This window comes from Colwellia sp. Bg11-28, from assembly GCF_002836245.1.
Lineage (GTDB): Bacteria > Pseudomonadota > Gammaproteobacteria > Enterobacterales > Alteromonadaceae > Colwellia > Colwellia psychrerythraea_A.
In genome coordinates, this window is sequence record NZ_PJBA01000006.1 from 53,955 (window position 1) to 80,027 (window position 26,073).

At 38.3% G+C, this 26,073-nt stretch carries 21 protein-coding genes and 1 other RNA gene; 9 read left to right on the forward strand and 13 right to left on the reverse strand.

All coding sequences use genetic code 11. The features are described from left to right. Positions 1 to 43 precede the first annotated feature (43 nt). The 4 genes from CXF79_RS07230 to CXF79_RS07245 all read right to left on the reverse strand — a co-directional run bounded on the left by CXF79_RS07230 (position 44) and on the right by CXF79_RS07245 (position 5,855). Positions 44 to 1,108, reverse strand: coding sequence for a porin (locus tag CXF79_RS07230; protein WP_101154501.1), 1,065 nt, complete (start codon positions 1,106 to 1,108; stop codon positions 44 to 46). A 91-nt stretch (positions 1,109 to 1,199) separates the two neighbouring features. Beyond that, on the reverse strand, positions 1,200 to 4,070 hold the full coding sequence (gene gcvP, locus CXF79_RS07235) for an aminomethyl-transferring glycine dehydrogenase (RefSeq protein WP_101154502.1): 2,871 nt from the start codon (positions 4,068 to 4,070) through the stop codon (positions 1,200 to 1,202). 51 nt (positions 4,071 to 4,121) lie between these two features. Continuing rightward, positions 4,122 to 4,508 (reverse strand): glycine cleavage system protein GcvH, encoded by a 387-nt coding sequence (gene gcvH, locus CXF79_RS07240; RefSeq protein WP_011044593.1) that lies wholly within the window; start codon positions 4,506 to 4,508, stop codon positions 4,122 to 4,124. Positions 4,509 to 4,559: 51 nt separating this feature from the next. After that, positions 4,560 to 5,855 carry a serine hydroxymethyltransferase gene (locus tag CXF79_RS07245; RefSeq protein ID WP_011044592.1) on the reverse strand — a complete coding sequence of 432 codons (1,296 nt, stop codon included), beginning with the start codon at positions 5,853 to 5,855 and terminating at the stop codon, positions 4,560 to 4,562. A gap of 452 nt (positions 5,856 to 6,307) precedes the next feature. Between CXF79_RS07245 and CXF79_RS07250 the strand changes: the two genes are divergently transcribed. From CXF79_RS07250 to CXF79_RS07270, 5 genes are all read left to right on the forward strand, one after another. After that, positions 6,308 to 6,937 (forward strand): helix-turn-helix domain-containing protein, encoded by a 630-nt coding sequence (locus CXF79_RS07250; protein ID WP_011044591.1) that lies wholly within the window; start codon positions 6,308 to 6,310, stop codon positions 6,935 to 6,937. 331 nt (positions 6,938 to 7,268) lie between these two features. Beyond that, positions 7,269 to 8,651 (forward strand): alanine/glycine:cation symporter family protein, encoded by a 1,383-nt coding sequence (locus CXF79_RS07255; RefSeq protein ID WP_101154503.1) that lies wholly within the window; start codon positions 7,269 to 7,271, stop codon positions 8,649 to 8,651. A gap of 60 nt (positions 8,652 to 8,711) precedes the next feature. Continuing rightward, the gene (gene gcvT / locus CXF79_RS07260) at positions 8,712 to 9,839 is read left to right on the forward strand and encodes a glycine cleavage system aminomethyltransferase GcvT (RefSeq protein ID WP_011044589.1); all 1,128 of its coding nucleotides are present in this window, start codon (positions 8,712 to 8,714) and stop codon (positions 9,837 to 9,839) included. Positions 9,840 to 10,267: 428 nt separating this feature from the next. Continuing rightward, positions 10,268 to 11,035, forward strand: coding sequence for a substrate-binding periplasmic protein (locus tag CXF79_RS07265; RefSeq protein WP_101154504.1), 768 nt, complete (start codon positions 10,268 to 10,270; stop codon positions 11,033 to 11,035). 63 nt (positions 11,036 to 11,098) lie between these two features. Further along, positions 11,099 to 13,009: a methyl-accepting chemotaxis protein gene (locus CXF79_RS07270; RefSeq protein ID WP_101154505.1), complete on the forward strand. Its 1,911-nt coding sequence runs from the start codon at positions 11,099 to 11,101 to the stop codon at positions 13,007 to 13,009. Between the two features lie 211 nt (positions 13,010 to 13,220). Here CXF79_RS07270 and cydB read toward each other — a convergent pair whose 3' ends face one another. The 4 genes from cydB to CXF79_RS07290 all read right to left on the reverse strand — a co-directional run bounded on the left by cydB (position 13,221) and on the right by CXF79_RS07290 (position 17,100). After that, entirely contained in the window at positions 13,221 to 14,219 is a 999-nt protein-coding gene (gene cydB / locus CXF79_RS07275; protein WP_011044586.1) for a cytochrome d ubiquinol oxidase subunit II, read from the reverse strand. Continuing rightward, entirely contained in the window at positions 14,212 to 15,585 is a 1,374-nt protein-coding gene (locus CXF79_RS07280; RefSeq protein WP_011044585.1) for a cytochrome ubiquinol oxidase subunit I, read from the reverse strand. The genes cydB and CXF79_RS07280 overlap by 8 nt, the downstream gene beginning before the upstream one ends. Before the next feature lie 96 nt (positions 15,586 to 15,681). Continuing rightward, complete coding sequence (locus CXF79_RS07285; protein WP_011044584.1) at positions 15,682 to 16,227, reverse strand: GbsR/MarR family transcriptional regulator; 546 nt, start codon at positions 16,225 to 16,227, stop codon at positions 15,682 to 15,684. 315 nt (positions 16,228 to 16,542) lie between these two features. Next, the gene (locus CXF79_RS07290) at positions 16,543 to 17,100 is read right to left on the reverse strand and encodes a phosphoribosyltransferase (protein WP_011044582.1); all 558 of its coding nucleotides are present in this window, start codon (positions 17,098 to 17,100) and stop codon (positions 16,543 to 16,545) included. Between the two features lie 426 nt (positions 17,101 to 17,526). Here CXF79_RS07290 and CXF79_RS07295 point away from each other — a divergent pair, with 426 nt between their 5' ends. Beyond that, positions 17,527 to 18,207 carry an NAD(P)H-binding protein gene (locus tag CXF79_RS07295; protein WP_101154506.1) on the forward strand — a complete coding sequence of 227 codons (681 nt, stop codon included), beginning with the start codon at positions 17,527 to 17,529 and terminating at the stop codon, positions 18,205 to 18,207. Between the two features lie 814 nt (positions 18,208 to 19,021). After that, entirely contained in the window at positions 19,022 to 20,146 is a 1,125-nt protein-coding gene (locus CXF79_RS07305) for a DUF3083 family protein (protein WP_101154508.1), read from the forward strand. Positions 20,147 to 20,513: 367 nt separating this feature from the next. On the opposite strand, the gene ssrA is transcribed toward CXF79_RS07305, so the two are convergent. Both ssrA and smpB read right to left on the reverse strand, forming a co-directional pair. After that, positions 20,514 to 20,863: a transfer-messenger RNA gene (ssrA, locus tag CXF79_RS07310) on the reverse strand. 138 nt (positions 20,864 to 21,001) lie between these two features. Then, entirely contained in the window at positions 21,002 to 21,490 is a 489-nt protein-coding gene (smpB, locus tag CXF79_RS07315) for an SsrA-binding protein SmpB (protein WP_011044578.1), read from the reverse strand. A gap of 174 nt (positions 21,491 to 21,664) precedes the next feature. On the opposite strand from smpB, the gene CXF79_RS07320 reads away from it, so the two are divergent. After that, complete coding sequence (locus CXF79_RS07320; protein ID WP_011044577.1) at positions 21,665 to 22,105, forward strand: SRPBCC family protein; 441 nt, start codon at positions 21,665 to 21,667, stop codon at positions 22,103 to 22,105. A 2-nt stretch (positions 22,106 to 22,107) separates the two neighbouring features. Continuing rightward, positions 22,108 to 22,503 (forward strand): RnfH family protein, encoded by a 396-nt coding sequence (locus tag CXF79_RS07325; RefSeq protein WP_101154509.1) that lies wholly within the window; start codon positions 22,108 to 22,110, stop codon positions 22,501 to 22,503. A gap of 104 nt (positions 22,504 to 22,607) precedes the next feature. On the opposite strand, the gene CXF79_RS07330 is transcribed toward CXF79_RS07325, so the two are convergent. The 3 genes from CXF79_RS07330 to nadK form a co-directional block, all read right to left on the reverse strand. Beyond that, positions 22,608 to 23,042 carry an outer membrane protein assembly factor BamE gene (locus CXF79_RS07330; protein ID WP_101154510.1) on the reverse strand — a complete coding sequence of 145 codons (435 nt, stop codon included), beginning with the start codon at positions 23,040 to 23,042 and terminating at the stop codon, positions 22,608 to 22,610. Between the two features lie 193 nt (positions 23,043 to 23,235). Beyond that, the gene (recN, locus tag CXF79_RS07335; protein ID WP_101154511.1) at positions 23,236 to 24,921 is read right to left on the reverse strand and encodes a DNA repair protein RecN; all 1,686 of its coding nucleotides are present in this window, start codon (positions 24,919 to 24,921) and stop codon (positions 23,236 to 23,238) included. A gap of 148 nt (positions 24,922 to 25,069) precedes the next feature. Continuing rightward, on the reverse strand, positions 25,070 to 25,951 hold the full coding sequence (gene nadK, locus CXF79_RS07340) for an NAD(+) kinase (RefSeq protein WP_011044573.1): 882 nt from the start codon (positions 25,949 to 25,951) through the stop codon (positions 25,070 to 25,072). Positions 25,952 to 26,073: the final 122 nt, after the last annotated feature.

Sequence of the window (26,073 nt, forward strand, 5' to 3'; positions counted from 1 at the left end):
TTCTTTAAGTTTAAACAATCCTGATAGGACTGCTTAAACTAACTTAAAAGCTATAATCGAAGTTGTAACGCATACCTACGATAAATTGATTGCTGTCTTCTTTACTACCTGCAACTTCATCATCATAGCTATTGTTTTGAACTTCAGCAAATAAGTAGAAATCTGGGCTACCGTGCCATTCTACCGTGGCATTGATGCGAGTGATTTCTTTACTAGCTACAGGTACTAAATCGTCTGAAAATATAGAATAGCCCATTTTAACTTTGTAGATTTCATTAATTTTGTATGCACCAACTAAATCAATAGTCGTTCTATCTTGACCATTACCACCACGGTCAATGTCTTGATAAGCTGCGGCAACATATAAGTCACCAAATGATTTTGAACCAGATACACCTACTGTGTTTTCATCAGTACCAGGCATGTCTCTAGTTAGGTAAGCAGCAGCTAAAGTAAAGCTATCACCAGAATATTTAAAACCACCGTTAACTAAATCACTACCTTCAATATCTGTTTCGCCTTTGAATTGACCTTCAATGCGAAATTCTAAGTTACCAAAGTTCTTTCTGTAGCTAACCATTTCTTGTTGACGGAATGGGCTAGCGTCATCATAGGCAAGTGGTGTTGATGCACGGTTGAAAATATCAACTGGGTCACCAATGATTGCGTATTGAGTTGTATCCTGTTTACCAATGGCAACACGACCAAAATCACCCTTTATACCAACATATGCTTTACGTGCATCGCCAAAACTCGCATCACCTTGAATTTGAACTTTAAACTCACCTTTTGCAAAACCAGTCATACCATTGCTTAATTTATGCTCTGCTGCGATACCGATACGTGATAATGCATCACCAACATCCCAGCTATCAGCAGAATCAGTGCTTGTTAGACCAAAAGTAGGACGTAAAGAACCGTAAAAATTAATAGAGGTATTGTCTGAAGTAGCCGCTGGCTCTTTAGACTCTTCTAATTGTGCTAAACGCGTTTGAATTTCAGTAAGCTGTTTTTTCAAGTTTTCTTCAGACGTTTCTGCATAAGAAGCAAAGGCTGGTAAAACAAGTGCTAAAGCGATTAATGATTTTTTGATTTTAAAGTTATTCATGGTTTTCCCCGTATTCATGTTGTAGTTGTAGTTATTTATTCAAGCGAATAACTTATATTAGCTAAGTTACGCGCTAGTTTATTATAGATACTTATGTATCAGTTGATTGGTAGCTCTCAATCGGAGGACAGCTACAAATTAGGTTTCGATCCCCGTAGACATTGTCAATACGGTTAGTTGTTGGCCAAAATTTTGGTTGGCTCGGACAACTACTCGGATAACAAGCGGTTAAGCGTGAATAAGCACGAGGCCAGTCACTCCCGGTCAGATCGTTTAATGTGTGAGGTGCATTGACTAGTGGGTTATCGGCAAGTGTCCAAGTTCCCTCTTCAACTTTCGCTATTTCATGGCGAATCGTAATCAGTGCATCAATAAATTTATCTAGTTCTTCTAAAGACTCACTCTCAGTTGGTTCAATCATCAAGGTGCCAGCGACAGGAAATGACATGGTTGGTGCATGAAAGCCAAAATCCATTAAACGTTTCGCAACATCTTCTTCACTGATACCGGAAGACTCTTTCAATGGTCTGAGGTCAATAATACATTCATGAGCAACACGTCCTTGCTTACCTCTAAATAATATAGGGTAGTGCGGGCTGAGTTTTTCCATAATGTAGTTAGCATTTAAAATAGCGAGCTCAGTGGCTGATTTTAGTCCTTCAGCGCCCATTAAAGCAATGTAGGCCCAAGAAATAGGTAAAATAGAAGCACTACCTAGTGCGGTTGCTGATACTGCGCCTTCTGTATTAGTAACACTGTGCCCTGGCAAAAAGTCGGCTAAGTGTGATTTAACACCTATAGGTCCCATACCTGGGCCACCGCCGCCGTGCGGAATGCAAAATGTTTTATGTAGGTTGAGATGAGAGACATCAGCTCCAATGAAACCAGGCGAAGTTAACCCTACTTGAGCATTCATATTGGCACCATCAAGATAAACTTGACCACCAGCTTCGTGAATAAGCTCGCAAATTTCTTTGATGCTTTCTTCATAAACGCCATGTGTTGAAGGATAAGTGATCATCATTGCAGAGAGTTGATCACGATGAAGGTTTATTTTTTCCTTCAAATCATCTAGGTCAACATTGCCTTCTTTATCACAATTAACCAGCACAATACGCATTGATACCATGGAAGCACTGGCAGGGTTAGTACCGTGTGCAGAGCTAGGAATTAAGCAGATATTTCGATAATCTTCACCGCGAGAGGCATGATAACGTTGAATGGCGATAAGTCCGGCATATTCACCTTGCGCACCAGAGTTTGGCTGTAATGAAAAAGCGTCATATCCAGTGATTTCTATTAGCATGTCGCTAAAGCTTTCAGCTAAGGCTTCATACCCTGTACATTGCTCGCTTGGTGTAAAAGGGTGCATGCGTGAAAATTCAGGCCAGGTAACAGGGATCATCTGTGCAGTAGCATTGAGCTTCATTGTACAAGAGCCCAGCGGTATCATGCCGTGAGTTAATGAAAAGTCTTTATTTTCAAGACTTTTTAAATAACGCAACATACGCGTTTCACTGTGATAACTATTGAATACTGGGTGACTTAAATACTCACTAGTACGCTGACAATCTGCAGGTATGTTACAAAACTCTGCACTTAGCGTTTGTTCAATATCATCAACGCTAAAAGATTGCTCAGTGATAGCTAACCATAATGCTTCAACGTCAGCAGACGTTGTGGTTTCATCTAAACTGATACCAAGTTGATCAGGTAATAAGCGCAAATTAAGGTCTGCAGCTAATGCGCGTTGATAAATCGCATCAGTTTGTTCATTTGTTTGTAGGGTAATAGTGTCAAAGAAATCATTATGTGCCAGTTCAATACCTGCTTTTTGCAAACCTGCAGCGAGCACTGATGTTAAACGATTCACGCGTCGACCCATTTTTTTCAACCCTTGCGGGCCATGATATACGGCATAAAATGATGCCATATTGGCAAGTAATGCTTGCGCGGTACAAATATTCGAATTGGCTTTTTCTCGCCTAATATGTTGTTCTCGAGTTTGCATCGCCATACGTAAAGCAGGTTTACCCTTTGAGTCAATTGAAACACCAATAACTCGACCAGGGATAGTACGTTTATACTTTTCTTTAGTGGCCATGAATGCAGCATGTGGACCACCGTAACCCATTGGAACGCCAAAACGTTGAGCACTACCTATAACAACATCCGCGCCCATTTCGCCAGGGGCTTTAAGTACGGTTAACGCCAGTAAGTCAGCGGCAACTGCAACTAAGGTTTTTTTGCTATGGGCTTGTTCTATGATTTTTTCTAAATTATGTACTTGTCCTGTTGTGCCGGGATATTGCAACAAAGCGCCAAACACATCATGATTTTCTAGTTCTGAGTAGGGTGCTACCACAACCTCAAAAGAGAAGTATTTTGCTCGGGTATTGATGACGTCTAATGTTTGCGGGTGAACATCGTCACTAACAAAAAAGACATTACTTTTATTTTTACTGGCACGCTTACATAAGCTCATGGCTTCTGCAGCTGCAGTGGCTTCATCTAGCAAAGACGCATTGGATAATTCCATTGCGGTAAGATCTGTGATCATTTGTTGAAAATTAAGCAGTGCTTCTAAACGACCTTGTGAAATTTCTGGCTGATAAGGCGTATAAGCGGTATACCAGCCAGGGTTTTCGAAGACATTACGTAAAATAACGTGAGGGACATGGGTATCATAATACCCTTGTCCAATATAACTTCTGTTTACTTTGTTTTTTGACGCTATAGCTTTGAGTGTAGCTAACATTTCAATTTCGCTTTGCGGTTTTGCTAATGCCATTGGCTGCAAAAGGCGAATATTATCGGGCACTGTTTTATCGATCATTTGTTCGATAGAGTCTACTTTCAGCGTGTCTAACATATGCTGTTGTTGGGCTCGGTCAGGGCCATTATGTCGACTGATAAAATCTAAGTTATCATTCAGTTGTGCTAATAAATTATTGTTAGTCATGAAAGCTCCAGTATAACGTCTAGTAAATGTTAAGCATGTGCAGATATCTAATTATTCTTCGATACCGGCATTATATGCCTCATAACTGAGTAAGTTTTCTAACTGCTCAGGCTCTGAAAGCTTAACTTTTACAATCCAGCCTTCAACAAATGCCGATTGGTTAATTGACTCTGGTGAGTCTTCTAGTGCTTCATTAATTTCAATGATTTCACCCGAAACAGGCGCATATACGTCTGAAGCGGCTTTTACTGATTCTACGAGGGTAAATTGTTCGCCTGCCGTTATTTCATCGCCTTGTTCTGGTAATTCAATGAAAACAACATCACCTAACAATTCTTGCGCGTGGTTTGAAATACCGATAGTAACAGTACCGTCGTTGTTATTTTTAACCCACTCGTGACTTGGGGCAAATTGATAATCTTTTTCTACTGTGCTCATGGTAATAATCCTATTTTTATAGTTGAACTTATTGTGGAATTAATTAGTTGCTTAGCTATATAAAGGGAATCTCAAGCACAGTTGTTGAACTTGCTGTAAAACTTTTTGTTCTGCTACGCTATTGTCCTCGGGATTTGCAACTAAACCATCAAGAACATCACCAATCCACTGTCCAATTAATTCAAACTCATCATTACCAAAACCACGGCTAGTACCTGCTGGTGTACCTAAGCGAATACCAGAAGTTACCATAGGTTTTTCTGAATCGAATGGGATACCATTTTTGTTACAGGTAATACCTGCTCGTTCTAAACTTTCTTCTGTGGTATTTCCTTTCAATCCTTTAGGACGTAAGTCAACCAGCATTAAATGGGTGTCAGTACCATCGGTAACTATGTCACAACCTCGTTGTTGCAATGTGCTAGCTAGGACTCTAGCGTTACTTAATACTTGTTTAATATAGGCACCAAAAGAAGGCTCTAGTACTTCGCCTAAAGCGACTGCTTTTGCCGCAATAACGTGCATTAATGGGCCACCTTGCAAACCAGGGAATACGGCCGAATTAATTTTCTTCGCGACATCTGGGTTGTTGGTTAAAATTAAGCCGCCACGAGGGCCTCTTAATGTTTTATGCGTTGTTGTAGTAACTACATCTGCGAAAGGGAGTGGATTTTGATGTGCACCCGCAGCGACTAAACCAGCAATATGGGCCATATCAACCATTAAGATGGCACCAACTTGATCGGCAATTTCACGGAACTTAGCAAAATCTATTTGACGAGGAATTGCTGAGCCACCAGCAATGATCATTTTTGGCTGATGTTCTATAGCCAGGGCTAATACTTGGTCATAATCGATACGCATATCATCTTTGCGCACGCCGTAATGAATAGCATTGAACCACTTGCCTGATTGGGCAGGTTTAGCGCCATGGGTTAAATGGCCGCCAGCATCAAGTGACATGCCTAAAATTGTATCGCCCGGCTTAACTAAAGCGAGCATTACTGCGCCATTAGCTTGTGCGCCTGAATGAGGTTGTACGTTAACGAAATCAGCTTTAAAAATAAGTTTGGCTCTATCAATCGCCAATGTTTCAACTAGATCAACATGCTCACAACCACCATAGTAACGACGGCCAGGGTAACCTTCAGCGTATTTATTTGTTAATACCGTGCCTTGAGCTTCCATAACTGCTTTTGAAACAATGTTCTCTGAAGCGATTAATTCTATTTGTTGATTTTGACGTGCTTCTTCAAGGTCTATAGCCACTTGAACTGCGCCATCAGTAGAAGATAGATCGCTTGAAAAAAATTGTTCTAGTTCACCAGATGTGTAAGTGTTTTTCATTGTTGTATTCCTCAATAGTTAAGCGTTATGAATATGCATTCAGTAACCTAATGATTATGTTTGATAGTCTTTATTTACAGGTTACTGCGTTTATTGCTAAACCACCCTGAGACTTTTCGTTATATTTATTTATCATATCTATGCCTGTTTGATACATCGTAAGACTGCTTTATCAAAGGCGGAGATATTGTCGGTGCTATACCTTTTATCTATTAGTGTTCACGAATCAACTACCTTTCTAGTACTGATTTTCTATTGATTGAATTTCGAACACGTATAAAACATAACAGGCAATATTTATAAATGCAAATAAAAGTTTCCTATAGGAAACTTTTTTTCAATAAAGTCTAGTTAATGTCGCACTATCCCCTTGATAGTTTCCTAAAAGAGTTCTGTATAGGTTGTTAATGTGCCACTATTGTTGAAACAAAATATTATAGCTAGGTGGTACGATGAGCGAGCAAGATAAGGTTGATAAGTATCCTTCAATGACTATTGGAGACCATGAGAACAATAAGCGAGTAGTAGAGAAAGCTACTATAGGCGTGCAGCTTAAAGCTATTCGTACTGAAAACAAATTGACGCTTGAAGAAGCAAGCAAGCGTACGGGATTGGCGCGCTCTACCTTGTCTAAGATTGAAAATGAGCAAATTTCACCAACCTTTAGTGTCATGCAAAAGTTGGCTTCAGGGCTTAATATTGAATTACCTCAGCTATTTACCAAACCCAAAGAAACGAAAGTTACTGGTAGACGAGACGTAACTTTAGGCGGACAAGGCAGACCTCATGCCACGTTAACTTATGAGCACGAGCTGTTGTCTACACAGCTTAGAAACAAGAAGATGATGCCCTACAAGAGTAGGGTGCATGCGAGAAACTTTGAACACTTCGGAGAGTGGGTTCGTCATGAAGGTGAAGAATTCCTGCTGGTTTTAGAAGGTGAAGTTCAGCTATTGACCGAGTTTTATGAGCCTGCAGCCTTAGTGGTGGGAGATAGCGCCTATTACGATGCGACCATGGGACATCTAGTCATATCTACTAGCAAAGAGGATGCACTGATATTGTGGATTACTGCAGAATAACTCTTGCCCGCCAGATTAAGTCAATTGTCTTTAGTCTCTGCTAAAGTCAATTGAACCCCACAAAGACACATCTCGTAATACCTTGTATTCAAAGTTATTAATGCTTTTTTTAGAACAAGTGTTTTATTTTGTAATCACTATAATTACAAAAAATAAAGCTCAACTATTCCAATTTAAAACTTGCAATTCCTCATGTTTTTAGCTAGCTTGTTTCCTATTGGAAACTTTTGTTCATCTTCTTTGAAAGTCTTCGATTATTTACTAAATAATAAAATCAACACTAGGTTGATACATAAATATAAACAAAATATTACAACAGAGAGAAATTATTATGGAATTTTTAACGGGTTTAATTTCCAGTCTCAATAGCTTGGTTTGGGGCGTCCCAATGCTAGTTATGATACTTGGTGTTGGTTTATTCTTAATGGTCGGTTTACGATTTATGCCAATCCTTAAGTTAGGTACAGGCTTTAGATTACTTTGGACTGGCCGTATCCCAGATGAAGATAAAAGTGCAAAAGGTGAAATAAGCCCTTTTAATGCATTAATGACCTCACTATCTGCAACTATCGGTACTGGTAATATCGCAGGTGTTGCAACTGCAATATTCCTAGGTGGCCCAGGTGCTCTATTTTGGATGTGGTGTACTGCCTTAGTAGGTATGGCAACTAAATTCGCTGAAGCGGTACTTGCTGTACGCTATCGTGAAGTAGATGCTAACGGAAACCACATTGGTGGTCCGATGTACTACATCAAAAATGGTTTATCAAGCAGATGGGGTTGGTTAGGTGGTGCATTCGCACTCTTCGGTTCTATCGCCGCTTTTGGTATTGGTAACACAGTACAATCAAACTCAGTTGCCAATGCACTTGAAAGTAGCTTTGGTGTTCCGCCTGTTGCTACCGGTATTATCTTAATGGTACTTGTAGGTTTAGTGCTTATGGGTGGTATTAAACGTATTGGTGATGTTGCTGGTAAACTTGTTCCTCTAATGGCAATCTTCTACATCAGTTGTGGTATTGTTGTGTTGATGGTACATGCCGCTGAACTTCCTGCTGCTATCGCTCTAATTTTTGAAAGTGCATTTACAGAAACTGCTGCTGAAGGTGGATTCGCCGGTGCTGCTGTTTGGGCTGCTATTCGTTTCGGTGTGGCTCGTGGTGTATTCTCAAATGAAGCTGGTCTAGGTAGTGCTCCTATCGCTCATGCCGCGGCTAAAACTAATAACCCTGTAGCTCAAGGCCTTGTTGGCATGTTAGGTACGTTCATTGATACATTAGTTGTTTGTTCAATTACTGGTTTAGCTATTGTAGTTTCTGGTGAGTGGACATCTGGTTCAACGGGTGCTGAATTAACATCCAATGCTTTCGCCACAGCGATCCCATATGGTAACTACATTGTAGCTATTGCTCTTACTGTTTTTGCATTTACAACTATCCTAGGTTGGAGTGTATACGGTGAGAAATGTGTACAGTACTTCTTTGGTGTTAAAGCGATTATGCCTTTCCGTATTCTTTGGATTTTAGTAGTACCTGTTGGCGCTATTGGTTCATTAGAATTCATCTGGTTACTTGCTGATACAATGAACGCGTTAATGGCAATTCCTAACTTAATCGCACTAGTATTACTAAGTCCGATAGTGATTAAATTAACCCGCGAATATTTTGTTAGCGGCGGCAAAGCTCCTGCTGAAATGACAAAACAAGTAGACTAATTACCTGCTATTTCAAACTATACTTTGGACCGCCCTTTATGGGCGGTTTACGGAGATCTTATGACTGAATCAAATCAAGAACTGCTCAAAACTCCATGTTATGACCTTCATATTGAAGCTGGTGGTAAAATGGTACCATTTGCTGGTTATGATATGCCGGTACAGTACGAAATGGGCGTTAAGAAAGAGCATTTACATACACGTGCTCAAGCAGGGTTGTTCGATGTCTCTCATATGGGGCAATTAAAACTAGTTGGAAAAAATGCTGCCGCCGCATTAGAAACATTAGTGCCGGTTGATATTATCGATTTACCTCAGGGTAAACAGCGTTATGCACTATTTACCAATGATCAAGGTGGTTTGCTTGATGATTTAATGGTGAGCAACTTTGGTGACCATTTATTTGTTGTCGTCAATGCCGCCTGTAAAGCGCAAGATATTGCGCACATGCAAAAACACCTACCTGCAGATGTAGAAATAGAAATACTAGAAGGCCGCGCTTTATTGGCTTTACAGGGACCAAAAGCGGGTGAAGTATTAAAACGCTTATTACCTGAGTCTGCTGATATGGTATTCATGGATTCTCGTGTGGTAGATTTCGCTGGCGCTCAATGTATTATCGGCCGAGCTGGTTATACCGGTGAAGATGGTTTTGAAATCTCAATTCCTGGTGAACATGCAGAGCGTATTACTCGCTTAATGTTAGCTGAGGAAGAAATTGAGTGGATTGGTTTAGGTGCACGTGATTCTCTTCGTTTAGAGTCAGGTTTATGTTTATATGGCCATGATATTGACCAAACAACAACGCCAGTAGAAGCAAGTTTGTTATGGGCAATTAGCAAGATAAGACGCACTGATGGTGCACGTGCTGGTGGTTTCCCAGGCGCAGATATCATTCTTGATCAAATCGCAACAAAAGACGTTGCGCGTAAACGCATCGGTATGGTTGGTTTAGGAAAAGCCCCTGTACGAGAAGGCATCAAGTTATTCAATGCCCAAGGCGACGAAATTGGCGTAGTAACTAGTGGTACAGCAGGGCCAACTAAAGGCTCTCCTATTGCCATGGGTTATGTTCAAACTCAATATGCAGTATTAGATACGGAAATTTTTGCCGAAGTTCGTGGTAAAAAACTACCAATGCTAATTCAAAAAATGCCATTTGTTGAGCAGCGCTATTTTAGAGGCTGAAGTTAGTGATATAAGATAACGTCCACAGTTAGCCTATCTTAATTCAAGTTCTAAACAGGATTGAACGATATTCATCGTTTAATCCTGTCAATTTTTCTCATCATACCTGTTAAACCAATCAAGTTTTAAGCACCTATAATATTCGTTAACTTCTCAAGCTTCATAGCAAATAATACAGCACTGATGGCCAGTAAGAGAATAGAGATGAAATTATACTTAACTATAGGTAATCTTTGACTATACTTAATTTTTGAAATATCAATTCAATTGTTTTTACCTCGTATACTAGGATGTTTTTATAAAGCAAAGGAAGCAAATTAAAAATGACAATTGATTGTTTGGTTAGGGCACTTAATGAGCCTACAAATAACTTATACCGAATGGATCAATAAAGACGTCCGACTGGTATTACACTCAGGCAATTTTAAATGATAAAATTTTTAACTGGTTTAATACTATTATTATTCGCTTCATCAACCTTTGCGTGTACAGAAAGTAAAAGTAAGTTATTTTTATCTAAACTTCATTGGGTAACAGAAGATTATCCTCCCTATAACTATCTTGATGAATCAGGTCGTTTAGTGGGAGCTGTACCTGAAATTTTAGCTATGATCTACAATGAACTTAGCATAAAAAAAAGAGGTAATAATATCATTGTTTTACCCTGGGCTAGGTTGATAATGTATATGGAACGTTATTCTGATTATGGTGCTTTTTCTATGGTGACAACACCAGAGCGAGCAAATAAGTTTCAACTTGTGCCTCTACCTATCACTACAAAAATATCTGTTTTGGCTTTAACGTCAAATATTGACACCTTGAAAAACAAAACTTTTGATGAATTAACTATTGCTGTTGTAAGAGGAGATATCGGTCAAAAACTACTAAATATTCAAAATAACCCTGCGAAGCAGGTTGAAACAATATCTGCTATCAGTATGTTGGAAATGTTACTACGTAAGCGTGTAGATGCCATTGCCTATTCAGAAGATGTCACATATTACCAACTAAAAAAATTAGGCGTTGAAAAAAGCACTATTACGTCTCTTCATTTACTAAAAGATGATTCAGATGTTAACTTCGTCTTTCACAAAGATACATCAAACTGTGTCATTGAACTATTTACAAAAGAGCTTGCAACACTGAACAAAAATGGAAAATTGCAACCCGTATGGAAAAAGTACATTCAGGACTAAATTATTTTGCGTTGTCCTAAACCTGAATGTCGTTTATAAAAAAAATTAATCGAGAGTTATAATATGAAAAAAATGCTTGGATTTAGAAGTGCTCTGATTGTCTCAATGAGTGGCTTAATCGTCTTTTGTTTATTAGTCTCCAATTGGATGTCTTATAATGAAATTCGAAATAATACGGTTGAAAACGTGAATGAAACATCCCAAGGCATGATTCGTTATGAAGCCGATAAAGTTGAAACATGGTTTCAGTCTAAAGCTAAATTAATTGATGAATTGGCTAATAATTATGTTAATGGCTCTTATCAAGATAATTTTGTTGGTATTGCTAAATTAGCGCAAACTGCAGGTGATGTTACTGCAATATATATTGGTTTTGATGATGGTAGAGCATATTCAACATCGGTTGGTGATGCGTGGGTTGATGGTGTTGCAAAACCCGAATTATATGACCCAACAAAGCGTCCTTGGTACAGTCAAGCTAAAGTCAGTAATGTATTGGATATAACAGCAGTTTACCCTGATGCAACTACAGGGAATGATGTTGTTTCAATTATTAAAGTGATGAATGATGGTGTCGCTTTAGCAGATATTGAACTTACTATTTTAGGTGATACTGTCAAAGGCATTAACCAGCCGGGTGCGATATCAGTTATTACTGATGAAGAAGGAAATGTACTGGCTTCGACTTCTAAGATTGTGGTCGTGGGAACACCTTTTCGTAATGCCGGCATGGCAGAGCTTGAAAGAGAAATGCTGTCACAAGATGAAATGATGAAAGACTACACCTTGAATGGTGTTGATAAAATTGCCTTTACTAAATCAATAGAGCTGGTTAATGGTAAAAAATGGTACTTGTTCGTTGGTATTGATAAATCGGTTGCTTATGCTTCTTTAGACACCGCGCTTAATCAAGCCGTGATCTCTTCTATTGTAATGATTATTATTGGAATTGCAGTACTGCTACTGGTTTTACAAGCGCTGTACCGACCTATTTTATTGCTTAAAGAAATGGTTCATGACTTGTCTAAAGGTAATGGTGACTTAACGTCTCGCTTACCTGTGAAGAATAATGATGACCTAGGTCTTATTTCTGAAAATATAAATTTATTTATTGAAAAACTACAACGACTAATGCTTGATGTTTCGCAATCGAGTACAGAAATTGACGTTAGTATAAAAAAACTTAGAGATGAAGTTGATTCAAATGGCACCATTCTCAATGCACACATGATTGAAACAGATCAAATCGTTTCCGCAATCGAAGAGATGAGTGTTACCGCAAAAGATGTTGCTCAAAATAGTAATGATACAGCAGCGTTTACGCAAACAACCAATACTCAGGCATTGAAATCTAAAGAATCGGTTGGAGAAGCCACAGCAATAGTCGCAAGGTTAGTTAACGAAGTTGAAAATACGGCCAATAGCATTTCAGAAATTGAACGAAATACCTCTGATATCAATAATGTATTGAAAGTCATAGGAGATATTGCTGATCAAACAAATTTATTAGCGTTAAATGCAGCCATTGAAGCCGCTCGAGCGGGTGAATATGGCAGAGGGTTTGCTGTGGTGGCTGATGAAGTTAGGGCTCTTGCTGCTAAGACTCAAGACAGTACAACAGAAATTGAGCATACTCTTTTACAATTGCGAGAAGGCTCTAGTTCTGCCATTTCGACCATGGGTTCAACTAAGTCCACATGTTTAGAGGTTGCTAAATCAACAGAAGTGGTTGCGGGTGATTTAGGCTCAATTAATGAATCAGTAAGCCAAATAAACGATTTAAATCTACAAATTGCTACGGCGGCGGAAGAGCAAAGTTGTGTCTCTGATGAAATAGCCCGAAATATGACGGCGATTAGTGATATGGCAAATGAACTCGTGGTAAATGGTAATAATAGTCTTGATCAAACGATAGAATTAGCCAATGCCAATGTTAACTTGAAAGCGTTAGTTGCTCAGTTTAAATTAAGCTAACGTGACGTAAGCATTAATAGTCGTTGAGCGTACAACCAAGTAATTTTATTTGCTTGGTTGTACCTATTGTTCAAAAGTATTTTTGCTCTCAATTACTTAGCTATTTAGGTAATCTTACCCCTCTCTTGCTAGCCATTCTCTTATACTACAGTCACTACCAGAGATACGCTGTCAGAACAGCTGCTCAATGAACGTCATTTTTAATCGTGACTTAATGATATCTCAACTCCTGCACCTTTCCCCAAAATACACGATATGAAAATACGGTATAACTGATGATCACAGGGACTACTATGATTGCTCCCCAAAGAATAAAGCTTAGTGACTCGGGCGCTGCTGCAGATTGCCAAATGGTTAACTTACCCGGCACAATGTAAGGGAAGAAGCTAAAAGCTAAGCCAAAAAAGCATAAGGCAAAAATAATGACAGCGGCAACAAACGGTCGCCAGCAACCTTTATCATTTTGAGCTGGTAAGAGTTTTAGCTGCTGTTGACTATAAACAAATAAGGCAAAGCACAGTATTGGCAAAGGTAAAATATATAAGGTTGTGGGCCAAGCAAACCATTTCGCGTAGACATCAGGGTTAATTAATGGGTTTACTGCAGAAACCGCTACTACGCCAATAAAACATAGAATCCCAGTCCTTTTGGCCCAGTTAACTGCTTGAACTTGTAACGCGCCCTCTGTTTTCATGATTAACCAACAGGCACCAATATAAGCATATGCTGCAGCGACACCAAAAGCACTCAGTAAACTAAAAACATAAGCAGCTAGTGTGTCTTCAAAGCCCATCACATACATACCAAGCATATAACCTTGGCTCATGGCAGCAAGTAATGAGCCCACCTTAAATACTTTGTTCCAGGTAGGTTTGTGGCTAAATGCCGCCTTAGCTCTAAAATCAAATGCCACGCCGCGCAATACTAAGCTAATTAATAAAACCGCGGTTGGTAAATAGAGTTCTTTAAATATATGACTATGGGCTGCAGGAAAAGCAATTAATAACAAACCAATTGCTAGTACTAGCCAAGTTTCGTTAGCATCCCAAAAAGGCCCTATTGAGGCGATCATAGTATCGCTATCATCTTTTTGTGTTAGTGGCAGCAGTATACCAACCCCTAAGTCATAACCATCTAAAATGGCGTATAACAAGATAGAAAATCCCATCAGTGAAACAAAAATTACCGCCAGTGAATTAGCTTCAAACATAATTATTCTCCTTTGCTGTCATTGAGATAATCACAGGTTTAACTTTTTCGTCATCTGTTATTTCTTCAATTTCAACCGCACGATTTGCCATGGTAAATAGTGTGTGTAAATAAGCGGTCATTAACACCACATATAAAATGAGATATAGGGAGAGTGATAAAGCAACATTACCTGGTGCTATATCGGTGGCGGCATCTTTCACTGTTAAAATTCCCGTCACTAGCCAAGGCTGTCTTCCTATTTCGGTTACATACCAGCCAGCTAACGTCGCTAACCATCCCGAGAAACTCATGGCCACTAAAACTTTTAATAACCACCGTGGCAAAGGTTTATTCCGCCAAAGTTGTATGCGACCCGCCCACGAAATTATTAGCATTAACATGCCAACACCAACCATAACTCGAAAGGCATAAAATAGTGGTGCCACCGGTGGGTGATTACCTTCAAACTCATTTAAGCCTTTAATTTCTCCTTGAAGATCATGGGTTAAAATGAAACTTGCCATGTTGGGTATTGCTAGCTCGAAATGATTAGTTTTTTCCTGTTCATCTGGAATAGCGAAAAGTAATAGCGGAGCCCCTTTTTCGGTATGCCACACGCCTTCCATCGCTGCAATTTTTTGTGGCTGATGCTCAAGTGTATTTAACCCGTGCATATCACCAATAAAAATTTGTAGGGGCGTTAAAAACATTGCCACTGTTAAAGCTATTTTTAGTGTCAGTTTTGGCGCTTGTTTATCGTCACCTTTAAGTAATCTATAAGCACTGATGCCGGCGACTAGAAAGGCTGCAGTTAAGCCTGATGCAACAACCATATGCGATAATCGATAAGGAAATGATGGGTTAAAAATAATAGCCAACCAATCGACAGGAAAAGCAACACCATCGCGCATTTCATGACCTTGAGGGGTTTGCATCCAAGAGTTAAGGGCCAAAATCCAAAAGGCAGACAAGGTTGTCCCTATGGCAACAATAAGGGTCGCTAAAGTGTGTACTCTTGCTGAAACCCTATTCATACCAAATAACATAATACCGAGAAAACCAGCTTCGAGGAAAAATGCGGTTAATACTTCATAACCTAATAACGGGCCAGCAATATTCCCAACCGTTTCCATGAATTTAGGCCAGTTAGTACCAAACTGGAACGACATAGTAATGCCAGTAACGACACCAATGGCAAAAGTGATGGCGAATATTTTTACCCAAAATCGATAGGCGCGCATCCAAACCGGCTCACCAGTTTGAACAAAACGTAATTTGAAAAAAAATAGAAACCAACTTAACGCTATGGTGATTGTTGGAAAGAGAATATGAAAACTTATATTGGCGGCAAACTGAATGCGTGACAGCATTAGCGTTTCAAGCATAACGGACTCCATTAGCCCACCACTTATATGTTTATAAGTATTGGGCTGTAAATTGAAAATGTTCTTTGAATGGTGACAATAAAGTTAAGCGGACACTTAACTTTTATTAATTAATTTGTCTTTAAGGTTGATGACTTTACTTACCCCAGCACCTAATTTCATCAGGGTATTAAGCTTCTCTGGACTCATGCTTTGTAACTCACCAGCCCAATGGGTGACGGTCTCTAGTAAGTCATGAATTTCATGCATCTTCTCTTGTGCGTACACTTCTTTTTGATTGGCGGGCTCATCCAATAAATTATCGCGTAAGAGTGAAAGGGTAGGGTCAATTTCGCGTTTACGACGTTCTTCAAATACTCGGGTAGCCATCTCCCAAATTGTACCTGCTGGAGAGTAATACTCTTTTCTATCTTTAGGCTTATGCTGAACTTGCACTAAACGCCATGATTGCAGTTCTTTGATTCCCATGCTGACATTGCCGCGAGATATATTAAGTGCTTCAGAAATATCTACAGCGGTTAATGGCTCTTGATGAATAATAAGCAAGCCATACATTTGACCGACAGTACGGTTAAAGCCCCAACGGCTGCCCATTTCGCCACAATGCATTACAAAGGATTCAATTTTTGAAGTAAGTATCATAATAGTGTTCTGAAGTTTCAGTAATTTCTGAAAGTTTAAACTTATATTGATATAGATCAAGTTTTAATTGTATTTATTTTTGTTCATCATCAATTGACTGAGTGATAATGAGGGAAGTCTGAAAAAGGTTCTCTTGCGATTTTTTATCATTTTCGATGATAAAGAGCGAATAAAGCAACACGATTGCAGAAAATAAAGTGATAAGAATGTATTGAAAGAAAGTGGTTGTTGAAGGGGGGAACTTTTATAGGTCAAAAAAAAGCATGCCATCAAGACATGCTTTTAATCATTTATTTGGAGCTAGATAAGTCGCCGTTAAACTAATAAATCCTGAATATTGGCTAAATCTTTTTTACCATTGATGATTTCATCAGGTGTTAACCCTGATAATTCATGCGGGAAAACTAACCATTCATCAGAAGTATGAATGTAGTAGTCAGGAGCAAAATCAACTCTTGAGTTTTGAGGCTTATACCAAGGGCAAGCAACACGAACATCGAGTGGCATATTGTTACGCATGTTTTGCTTTAACTGTTTAATTAAGGCATCAATACTGCGACCAGAATCAAAAACATCATCAACGATTAATAAACCATCGCCTGAATTAGCATTTTCAATAATGTAATGTAGGCCGTGAACTTTGATCTCTTTACTTTGCTGGTTAATGCCGTAATAAGATGAAGTACGAACAGCAATGTGATCCGTTTCTATTTTTTTGAAATCGAAATACTCTTGAACAGCGATACCAATTGGTGCACCGCCACGCCAAATACCTACAATAAACTGAGGGCGAAAGCCATCTTCAAATACTTTAGCGGCTACACGAAAAGAATCTTCTAATAATTCTTGCGCAGTAATAAAACGTTTTTCCATTGCCGAGGAAACCTTGTTAACAAATTATAAATTAAGGACTGATTATAACCCGACAATTAAAAATAGTGTACTGCTTGAGTGCTTATAAATAACAAGGGTATCGATTATATCAAACTGAAGCGCTTTAAAAGGGAAGTACTGAGCTAGTTTTTTAAGCTGTAGGCGAAGAGGAGGATGCTCTGAACATAATTTTATTCGTTCTTAATCGTTTGTGAAAAAGGAATAAAAACTCCCGCTTATTCTTCGGGATTAAATGATATCCCAACCCTCATAAAGTTCATTAATCAATGATTAGCTAATGCATTCAAGATCCTTCAGGGTTACAAATGATCACAATGCATAACTAGACTGACTGATTTATTTTGGATGTAGTGTTATTGTTCTTTTAGGGAATTTAAGCAAATAACTATTTATTTAAGGGATATTATGCCTAACCGTTTATCAATCGTACTAGCTGGCGCGACTGGGCTTATTGGTAAATCAGCTGTAGAGATAGCACTAGCCAATGATAGTGTTGAGCATATCTACTGTCTTTCACGTCGCCCTATAACAATAGCCCATAGCAAGCTGACTCAATGGTTGAGTCCTGATTTATCAATACTCTCTGAAGGTGATGTAACTAACTCGCCAATTATCGGTGTGATCACATTAGGAACAACTTTGAAAAAAGCAGGAAGCAAAGAAAAACTTAGAGTGATTGATGTCGATTTAGTGGTTAAAGTCGCCAAAGACATGTACTCGTTCGGGGTGAAACATATCATTGTTGTCTCTTGTTTAGGTGCCTCTGTTAGCTCTCGTTCGCACTACCTTCGTTGCAAAGGTGAAATGGAGGCAGAGTTACAACAACTTGAGTTTGAAAAAATCACATTTATGCACCCTGGCTCATTAGTCGGCTCTCGTGAAGAAACAAGAAAAGATGAGAAAGTACTTCAAGGTGTTTTGAATATGGTAAATCCTTTAATGATTGGTGTGTTGGCTGATTTTAAACCGGTAAAAGCACATGATGTCGCAGAGGCTATTATTCAGTTAGCGACTCAACGAAGTAATAATATTAGCAAACGGATAGAACACATAAGAACACCTCAAATACTTAATTTATGCATGTAATTAGATCCCACTTCATACTTTCAACAAGAAGTTGAAAGAATAACAAGCGTTAACCAAAATTGGGCTCTTTATAAAAGAAGGAGCTTTTAGTTATTGCGGCCTCCCTAATTGCTACCATGATATTTCCAGATAAGTCTGCTCTTTTGGGGTTGGCTTTGACGCCAATTTTGATCGGTCTTCCTCTCGGAATTTTAATTGCTGTACGCCTAGGCACTACCAAGCATAAGCGCGCAGTGACCGTCTTGTTTATGTCACTTTGTTGGTCAAGTTTAGCCTACATTGTGACGTTAAATGGAGTGAAGCAACTAGGCATATAAACGACCGATGTATGACGATGTGGCTTATCACTTTCAACGTTGGCTATTACTTCGTTTTGTTTTTTAACGTGTCAGCTTTTGTTTTTATAGTTGAAGAAGGAAATATTACTCACGTTTAGTAATACGGGGGTAAATTTTTTCGGAGTGCTTCTGTAGGCTTTAAGTGCCAAGACTTACAGCGATTTGTCAGTTTTAGGTTTGTTCTTTTTTAGCGAAGCGTTAAGAAAAAAACAAACTGCACTTAACGAGCGCAGCGAGTGCACTTCTTCTTGTATTACTTTATCTCTTGTCTTTTTTATACATGTGATCAAATTACTTTTATTAAAGGTTATGTCACTGTGGCTTTTTTGGAGGCTTTGTGTCTAGAATTTCTGATTATGAAAATATGATATATCTAAAATTACTTGTAGATAGTACGAAATCTTTCGTTTTGTATGCTATAAAAGGTAACAATATTAATTTAGATACTTAATTTACTATAAGGTTAAAAAGGGAATATGAGACGAACTTCATCAATTTTAAAAAAACATAGATCAGGTGAGCGAGTATATGTATCAAGTAACTCTCGTGATAATCAGTATATTTTAGCTGAGATCCCACTAACGGATAATTTAATAGACTTAGTCTGCGGTGGTATTGATAAAACGTCAGAAAAACCCTATCAAAAATTTTATCAATCCTTGTCTTATAAAGTTTTTGATATCGTCGAGGAACATGGACTTTCACACGTAAACTTTGTTGCCAATAACCGTTTAGTTAGGGTTCGTTATAGTGGTGAACAACAAGTTTTACATACAGAACAACAGTCATTTTTCTTTTACTGCCCTGAGCATAATAGTACTTTTAAGGGGTATTTTGATGGCGCTGTACGCGCTAGAAAAATTAAAATACTTTTCTTAGCCACAGGACAAGAGTTAAGAGTAAATTCAGGTAAATTCCATTCTAAAGTTTATCAAGCAATAAAAGATATCTCGAAAAAAATTGGTTTAGCTGAAAATGAAATTAAGCTGCGAGATCACCAACATTTAACCTTTGATGTTTTTGCCAAAGAAAAAGGCGAGACTAACTCTATTAGTCATACCTTTAGAGAAATAGCTGACAGGTATGAAAGTCAAAACCAGAGTATTTCCAAAGATCATACTTCTATAACTTATGTAGTTGCGAGTATACCTATGGCACGTCGTCTATTAAAAGGCGCAGACATTGATTATTTGTCGGATGAACCATTTAGCAAGCTTTATCAAAAAATTGAAAGTGCTTTTAATAACTCCTGTAATGCCAATCAAATTAACCAAGCTGCGATGATAGCTAACGGTGTATCACCCTTTGTTCGTTATGATGAAGATGAGACAACAAACGTTGCCGGTGAGCTAATATCGATAGGAGTTAATCCAAACAATGCTGAAAGACGTTTTTGTGTGCATTGGGAAGCTGATCGGTTAGTTGATACCTTACGCTTTGTATTTTTTGCTGATAAAAGTGATGAAACTCACCATAATTATGGCAAGTTCGTCAATCAAGCTATTACGGCAGTAAGAGCATTTTCTGATGAAGTAAATTGGAAAAAAGAAAGTGATGATATTATTGTTCGAGTACACCAACATATTATGTTGAATGTTTAATTCATCTCAGCTCGGAATAAGCAAGGTTACTCAATAAGTTAACATAGTGCCTGCTTAAGTTAGCTCTGTTAATGAATAAATAGCTAACAAACAAAAATCCAACACAAGTGTTGGATTTTTTATTTTTAGAGCTCGAATAGTCTTAAATCAGGGGTGTTTTATGGGTATTCTTTGCTTTACCCTTTAGATAACTCCAATCAAAACCTTTTAAAATAAAGGCCTGTACGGCATATTTCAGACAATAAAAAAGAATGCCGAAGCATCCTTTTATTTTTCTTTTTTTTATCTGTACTCATTACGCTAGGGTACTAAATGGGTACTTGATAAAACGAACCATTATAACTAGTTGATTTATAAGGGTTTTCTTTGGTGGAGCGGGGGGGAATCGAACCCCCGTCCAAAAAGCCTACGTTCTCGGTACTACATGCTTAGTCGCTCATTTATTTAACCAATTAGACGCCAAGCGACAGGCTTCGTCATGGTGAGCTTGATACTATTTCGCGGTTCAGCCTCAAGCGTGCTTCCCTCGCTATCCTATTTGGGGTGACCATCGATCCTCTAACCAATAGGAGAGATTTCAAGGCGATGGCTAGCCTAAGCGGCTAGTGCGAACGTATCGTCGTTAGCAATTATAGTTTTGCGGCTTTTTACCAGGCAAACCGCCCCTGGGCATGCACCTTGAGTTTCATGAATCTTGTCGAATCCTAGATCCGCCCCAAAGTTTAACATTTCTACATTTTCTATTATTTTTACAGTTATAGGTTCGATATACCTATGGATCGCATTATACAACGCTTAAGTTAAATAGACAACGTGGTATTTTTTAACCACTTACCTAACAAACAGCCTAACAAATTATCGATCTAAGTTTTTATTCTTCATTAAACGTCCTTTATCAACAGCCCATTCTCTGTCTTTAATATCGGAACGTTTATCGTGATCTTTCTTACCTTTACCCAAGTAAAACTCGAGTTTCACCCAACAGGCTTTCCAGTACATAGCCGTTGCAATCAAAGAGTAACCGTCACGTTCAACAGCAGCAATGATTTTATCTAGCTCTCTACGGTTAAGTAATAATTTTCTATCACGGTTTGGATCACATACAACATGACTAGAAGCAGCATTCAGAGGAGATATTTCAGCTCCTAATAAGTAAGCTTCACGGTCTTTAATATGTACGTAACAGTCAGAAATATTTACTTTGCCACTTCTAATACTCTTAATTTCCCAACCTTGTAAGCTCATTCCGCCTTCAAACTTGTCCGTTAAGCTATAGTTGTGCCTCGCTTTTTTATTTAAAGCGATAGTATTACTGTTAGAGCTTTTTGATTTTTTCTTAGCCATCTTTATCATCCATTCCTTTGCCGCAATAAGCAGCAAACGCGGTGATTATACTGAGAATAAATTTCTTTTGCATGAGAAAATCCTATTTAGGATGAAAATTTATGGAATGGTGCGCTTTTTGTGAGGTTTTGCTATCATGTCGGGCATTGAATGGGGGCAACATGCGGAGTAGTAATGCCAACCATAAGTCGTAGTGCTTTAGTTATGTACAGTGTTGATCAGATGTACCAGTTAATAAACGATATCCCAGCCTATCCTAAGTTCTTACCAGATTGTAATGACAGTAAGGTTATAGACCAAGATGAGCAGTCAGTAACAGCAGCGTTACTTGTCTCTAAAGGTGGGTTAAGTAAGTGGTTTACAACTAAAAACACTTTGATATCTAATGAAAAAATTCATTTGTCACTTGTTGATGGCCCTTTTAAAAAACTTGAAGGTTATTGGTTACTCACGCCTTTATCAGACGAGGCTTGCAAGGTTAGTTTAGAGTTAGAGTATGAGTTTTCTAATAAACTCGTTTCTTTGGCTTTTGGTAAAGTATTTGGCCATTTTAGTAATAGCTTAGTGCAAGTTTTTACCCAGCGAGCAAAAGAAATTTACGGAGTTAATGTGTAATTATGACTTTCGAAAACAGCGAGTTAAGTAGTCTTGATGATTCAGTGAACAATGACAGGGTAACCATAGAAGTTGTTTATGGTGTTCCACACAAACAAAAAATATTAACCTTATTGGTTGCAGAAGGTTCTACTGTAGAGCAAGCCATTCTGGATTCGGGCGTTATCGCTTTATTTCCTGAAATTGACCTTAAAGTTAACAAAGTAGGTGTTTGGAATAGAGCAGTAAAACTATCTGAAGTCGTTAACGATCTCGATAGAATTGAAGTCTATCGTCCATTGATAGCTGATCCTAAGGATGTTAGAAAGCGTCGAGCGGAAAAAGCGAAATTAGAAGGGCGAGCTGATAAAACAACAGGTGGTCGTGTAAACCCTTTGAGAGTTGACGCCAATAAATAGCTCTACAAATATTTAGTGTGTTATAGATATAAAAAAACGGCATTTATGCCGTTTTTTTATATCTAAGTTTTACCAAGGTAAAGAGCTCATTAACTGTTTTTTATCTATTTACCGTTAATAGTCTTACTTTTAACAACAGTATTTGCTTCTTCATTGAGCTCAGTGTTGTTAGCAGGTTCGGTTTCCACTAAAGGAGTATTGAAAGGGGTATTAAATATATCAGATAACTCAAAGTCTCCTGAAGCTGAGACTAACTTGTCATTAGAAAAGTTAATAATAAATTGCTTTTTCATGTCGAAATCTTTGCTTCGGCCAGACTTCAACTTGTAGACATAATTCCAAGTATCATTATTGAAAGCATCTACAACAACAGGGCTACCCAAAATAAATTTAACCTGTTCCTTGGTCATACCTACTTGTAATTTATCAATGCTCTTTTGTTCAAGGTAATTACCTTGGGGAACATCGTAACGAAAAACCCAACTAGAACAGGCTGATAAGGTTAGGGCAGTAATAACAATGGCAACGCGAAAATACATAAAATCTATTTACCTTTAAGTAGCTCAAAAAAACAGGCTAAAAGTGTGAGCAGGGATAATACCCAAGCCCAGCACGGATTCAAAGCTATTTATTACATCAGTTAAAAAAACTCTATTTGCATCACGACAATGAAAGTAGGTAGTTCACCTGTTATCGGATCCCTTTTTACTAAAACGGTGTGTGTAAATGAGCTTAGCTGGCTAATAGCTCTTGCGCATTTGCTAAACTGTGTTGAGATATTTTATCTCCTGCAAGCAAACGAGCAATTTCTTTGACCCGATTTGATTCACTTAGTTCACTTACTTTAGTTTCAGTGAGTTCGCCATCAGTCAATTTGCTCACAAAGAGTTGTTGATGTCCCTTACATGCCACTTGGGGTAAATGGGTAACACAAATTACTTGAGTATTTTTAGATAGCTGCTTTAACTTTTTACCTACCATAGCCGCTGTGGGGCCACTTATACCGACATCAACTTCATCAAATATTAGTGTTGGCGTGATCACTTTATCGGCCAAAATAACCTGCATAGCTAAACTGATACGAGATAGTTCACCACCGGAGGCAACCTTATGCATAGCTTCAAGCGCTTGCCCTGGGTTAATGCTAACTTGAAAGCTAATAGTATCACTACCATTGGTATTGATAGTTTCTTTGCCATTTTCTTGTTTTTTATTATTATCAACGGCAATAAAAAATTGTCCGTGGGGCATGTTCAGTTCTTGCATACTTTTACTGATCAGTTTACTCAGGCTTTTACCTGATTTTTCTCTTGATGCTGATAACAGTTCAGCGCTTTCATTATAATGAATTCTAGTCTGCTCTAATTCTTCAATAATAGTATCAATGCGGGTTTCATCATTAGATATTGAAGCGAGCTGTTGTTTTAATTCACTATGGAAGTTAACTAGATTTTCTGGTGACAGTTGGTGTTTTTTGGCCAACTGCACTGCGGTAGAGTAACGCTCTTCAATGATCGCATAATTTTGAGGGTCTAGTTCTAATTGCTGATAATAGTGCGTTAAATCGTTATTTGCTTCATCTAATTGAATTAAGGTATCTGATAATATAGTGGCTACATCAGTTAATTGATTATCAACGCGTGCGATTGAATTGATATTTTCGCTACATTCTCTAAGTGCATCTAAGATATTAAAATTATCATTTTCTGATAAGCTTTGTAATGTGCTTAGCGTTGAGTCCAATAAATCTTGCGCATTACTATGGCGTTTATAATCTTTTTCTAGTGTTGAAAACTCATCAGGCTGTAATGAAAACTCATCGAGTTCAGTGACTTGATATTGAATGAGTTGCTGTTCAGCTTCACGCTGTTGTTTGCTTTGCTGCAGCATCTCTAATTCTTTATTAAGCTTATTCCACTGCTGGGCATAATGTTTTACTGCACTTAACAAAGGTGAGTGGTTGGCATAATTATCCAGTAAACGACATTGTTGATTCGCTTTAACGATAAGCTGGTGATCATGTTGACCATGGATATTAATTAACAGCTGTCCAATTTCTTTTAATTGCACTAAAGGCACTTGGCTGCCATTGATATATGATTTTGAGCGGCCTTCAGCGGAGATAACACGGCGAAGAATACATTCGCTATCATGCTCAGAAACGAGTTCATGTTGTTTTAGCCAAGCGCGCGCCATTTTATTTTTCTTTATTTCAAATGTGGCGGCTAAATCAGCCTTTTTGCAGTTTGGTCTAACCACATTAGTGGTTGCTCTATCACCTAAACATAAGCCCAGTGCATCAATAGCAATTGATTTTCCCGCGCCAGTCTCACCGGTAATTGTCGTCATACCTGATTGCCAATCAATATCTAATGAACGGACAATGGCAAAATTTTGAATGTTAAGTTGCAGCAGCATAGTTAACCTTTGGCAATAAGCATGAATAAAAAACCAGTAACTGTTAATTTATACAGTAAATGGGTTTTATTCAAGTTTATTTGAAACTATTTGCTTATTTTTTGATAGTAATGCTGGCTACTACTCATAGTTAAGTAGCAACAGGAGGTTAATAAAGTTTGTTACCCCAGCTTAATTTATTTCGTAATACGTTAAAGTATTCATGATCTAATGGGTGGATTAAACGAATGCTGCACTCACTCTTTTTGATGATAACTTCGTCACCAGGCATTACCGTTAAAATAACATGACCATCACAACTCACTTGCAAGTTTTCATGGTTATCGTTGGCTAGTATCAATTTGATTTCACTATTTCCATCAACAACAATTGGTCTACTTGTTAAGGTATGAGGAAACATAGGTACGAGCGATAGTGCATTTAAGTTGGGCGTTAAAATAGGTCCACCAGCAGACATCGAATAGGCCGTTGAGCCAGTAGGTGTGGAAATAATTAACCCGTCTGAGCGCTGGCTAAACATAAAGGTGCCATCAATATAAACTTCAAACTCAATCATGCTGGCAACTTTACCGGCATGGAGTACCGCTTCATTAACCGCGCTATTTGAACTTTTTAGTTTTCCGTGACGATAAACTTCAGCCTCTATAATAAAGCGTTGTTCACTACGTGACTTGCCTGATAATATTTGCTCTAAAGGTTTTATGATTTCAGAAGGAGAAAGATCGGTTAAAAAACCTAGGTTACCGCGGTTTACACCAATGACGCCAATATCGAAACAGGCGAGTACGCGCGCTGCGCCAAGCATGTAACCATCACCACCAATAACAATGGCGAGATCTGCTTGTTCGCCAATATCAGTTAATGTGCCGGTTTTCATCTTTTTGATATCGAGAGATTGCGCTACTGAAACTTCGACAATAACTTTATACTCATTCGCTAATAAGTATTTGTGCAATGTTTGTATGGTGGCACTGGCGCCATCATGATTAGGTTTGCCAATAAGGCCAATAGTTTTATAGTGTTGAGCCATAACGGTAATTTACTTATTTTGCTAGGGTTAATAGCAGTTTCGCTGGATTTTGCTCACTTGTAAAGTTCACTTTTTACAAAATGTTTTTAAATCAAGCTTGAATCATTTTAGAGAGTCCCCAT

Excerpts from the sequence above, each read along its gene's own strand:
- CXF79_RS07330 (WP_101154510.1), bottom strand. The coding sequence starts at position 23,042 with ATGTATTTTCGCGTTGCCATTGTTATTACTGCCCTAACCTTATCAGCC.
- CXF79_RS07305 (WP_101154508.1), top strand. The coding sequence starts at position 19,022 with ATGAGACGAACTTCATCAATTTTAAAAAAACATAGATCAGGTGAGCGA.
- CXF79_RS07255 (WP_101154503.1), top strand. The coding sequence starts at position 7,269 with ATGGAATTTTTAACGGGTTTAATTTCCAGTCTCAATAGCTTGGTTTGG.
- nadK (WP_011044573.1), bottom strand. The coding sequence starts at position 25,951 with ATGGCTCAACACTATAAAACTATTGGCCTTATTGGCAAACCTAATCAT.
- CXF79_RS07230 (WP_101154501.1), bottom strand. The coding sequence starts at position 1,108 with ATGAATAACTTTAAAATCAAAAAATCATTAATCGCTTTAGCACTTGTT.
- CXF79_RS07285 (WP_011044584.1), bottom strand. The coding sequence starts at position 16,227 with ATGATACTTACTTCAAAAATTGAATCCTTTGTAATGCATTGTGGCGAA.
- CXF79_RS07270 (WP_101154505.1), top strand. The coding sequence starts at position 11,099 with ATGAAAAAAATGCTTGGATTTAGAAGTGCTCTGATTGTCTCAATGAGT.
- CXF79_RS07250 (WP_011044591.1), top strand. The coding sequence starts at position 6,308 with ATGAGCGAGCAAGATAAGGTTGATAAGTATCCTTCAATGACTATTGGA.
- gcvP (WP_101154502.1), bottom strand. The coding sequence starts at position 4,070 with ATGACTAACAATAATTTATTAGCACAACTGAATGATAACTTAGATTTT.
- CXF79_RS07290 (WP_011044582.1), bottom strand. The coding sequence starts at position 17,100 with ATGGAAAAACGTTTTATTACTGCGCAAGAATTATTAGAAGATTCTTTT.
- CXF79_RS07280 (WP_011044585.1), bottom strand. The coding sequence starts at position 15,585 with ATGCTTGAAACGCTAATGCTGTCACGCATTCAGTTTGCCGCCAATATA.
- recN (WP_101154511.1), bottom strand. The coding sequence starts at position 24,921 with ATGCTGCTGCAACTTAACATTCAAAATTTTGCCATTGTCCGTTCATTA.
- CXF79_RS07245 (WP_011044592.1), bottom strand. The coding sequence starts at position 5,855 with ATGAAAAACACTTACACATCTGGTGAACTAGAACAATTTTTTTCAAGC.
- smpB (WP_011044578.1), bottom strand. The coding sequence starts at position 21,490 with ATGGCTAAGAAAAAATCAAAAAGCTCTAACAGTAATACTATCGCTTTA.
- gcvH (WP_011044593.1), bottom strand. The coding sequence starts at position 4,508 with ATGAGCACAGTAGAAAAAGATTATCAATTTGCCCCAAGTCACGAGTGG.
- gcvT (WP_011044589.1), top strand. The coding sequence starts at position 8,712 with ATGACTGAATCAAATCAAGAACTGCTCAAAACTCCATGTTATGACCTT.
- cydB (WP_011044586.1), bottom strand. The coding sequence starts at position 14,219 with ATGTTTGAAGCTAATTCACTGGCGGTAATTTTTGTTTCACTGATGGGA.
- CXF79_RS07295 (WP_101154506.1), top strand. The coding sequence starts at position 17,527 with ATGCCTAACCGTTTATCAATCGTACTAGCTGGCGCGACTGGGCTTATT.
- CXF79_RS07265 (WP_101154504.1), top strand. The coding sequence starts at position 10,268 with ATGATAAAATTTTTAACTGGTTTAATACTATTATTATTCGCTTCATCA.
- CXF79_RS07320 (WP_011044577.1), top strand. The coding sequence starts at position 21,665 with ATGCCAACCATAAGTCGTAGTGCTTTAGTTATGTACAGTGTTGATCAG.
- CXF79_RS07325 (WP_101154509.1), top strand. The coding sequence starts at position 22,108 with ATGACTTTCGAAAACAGCGAGTTAAGTAGTCTTGATGATTCAGTGAAC.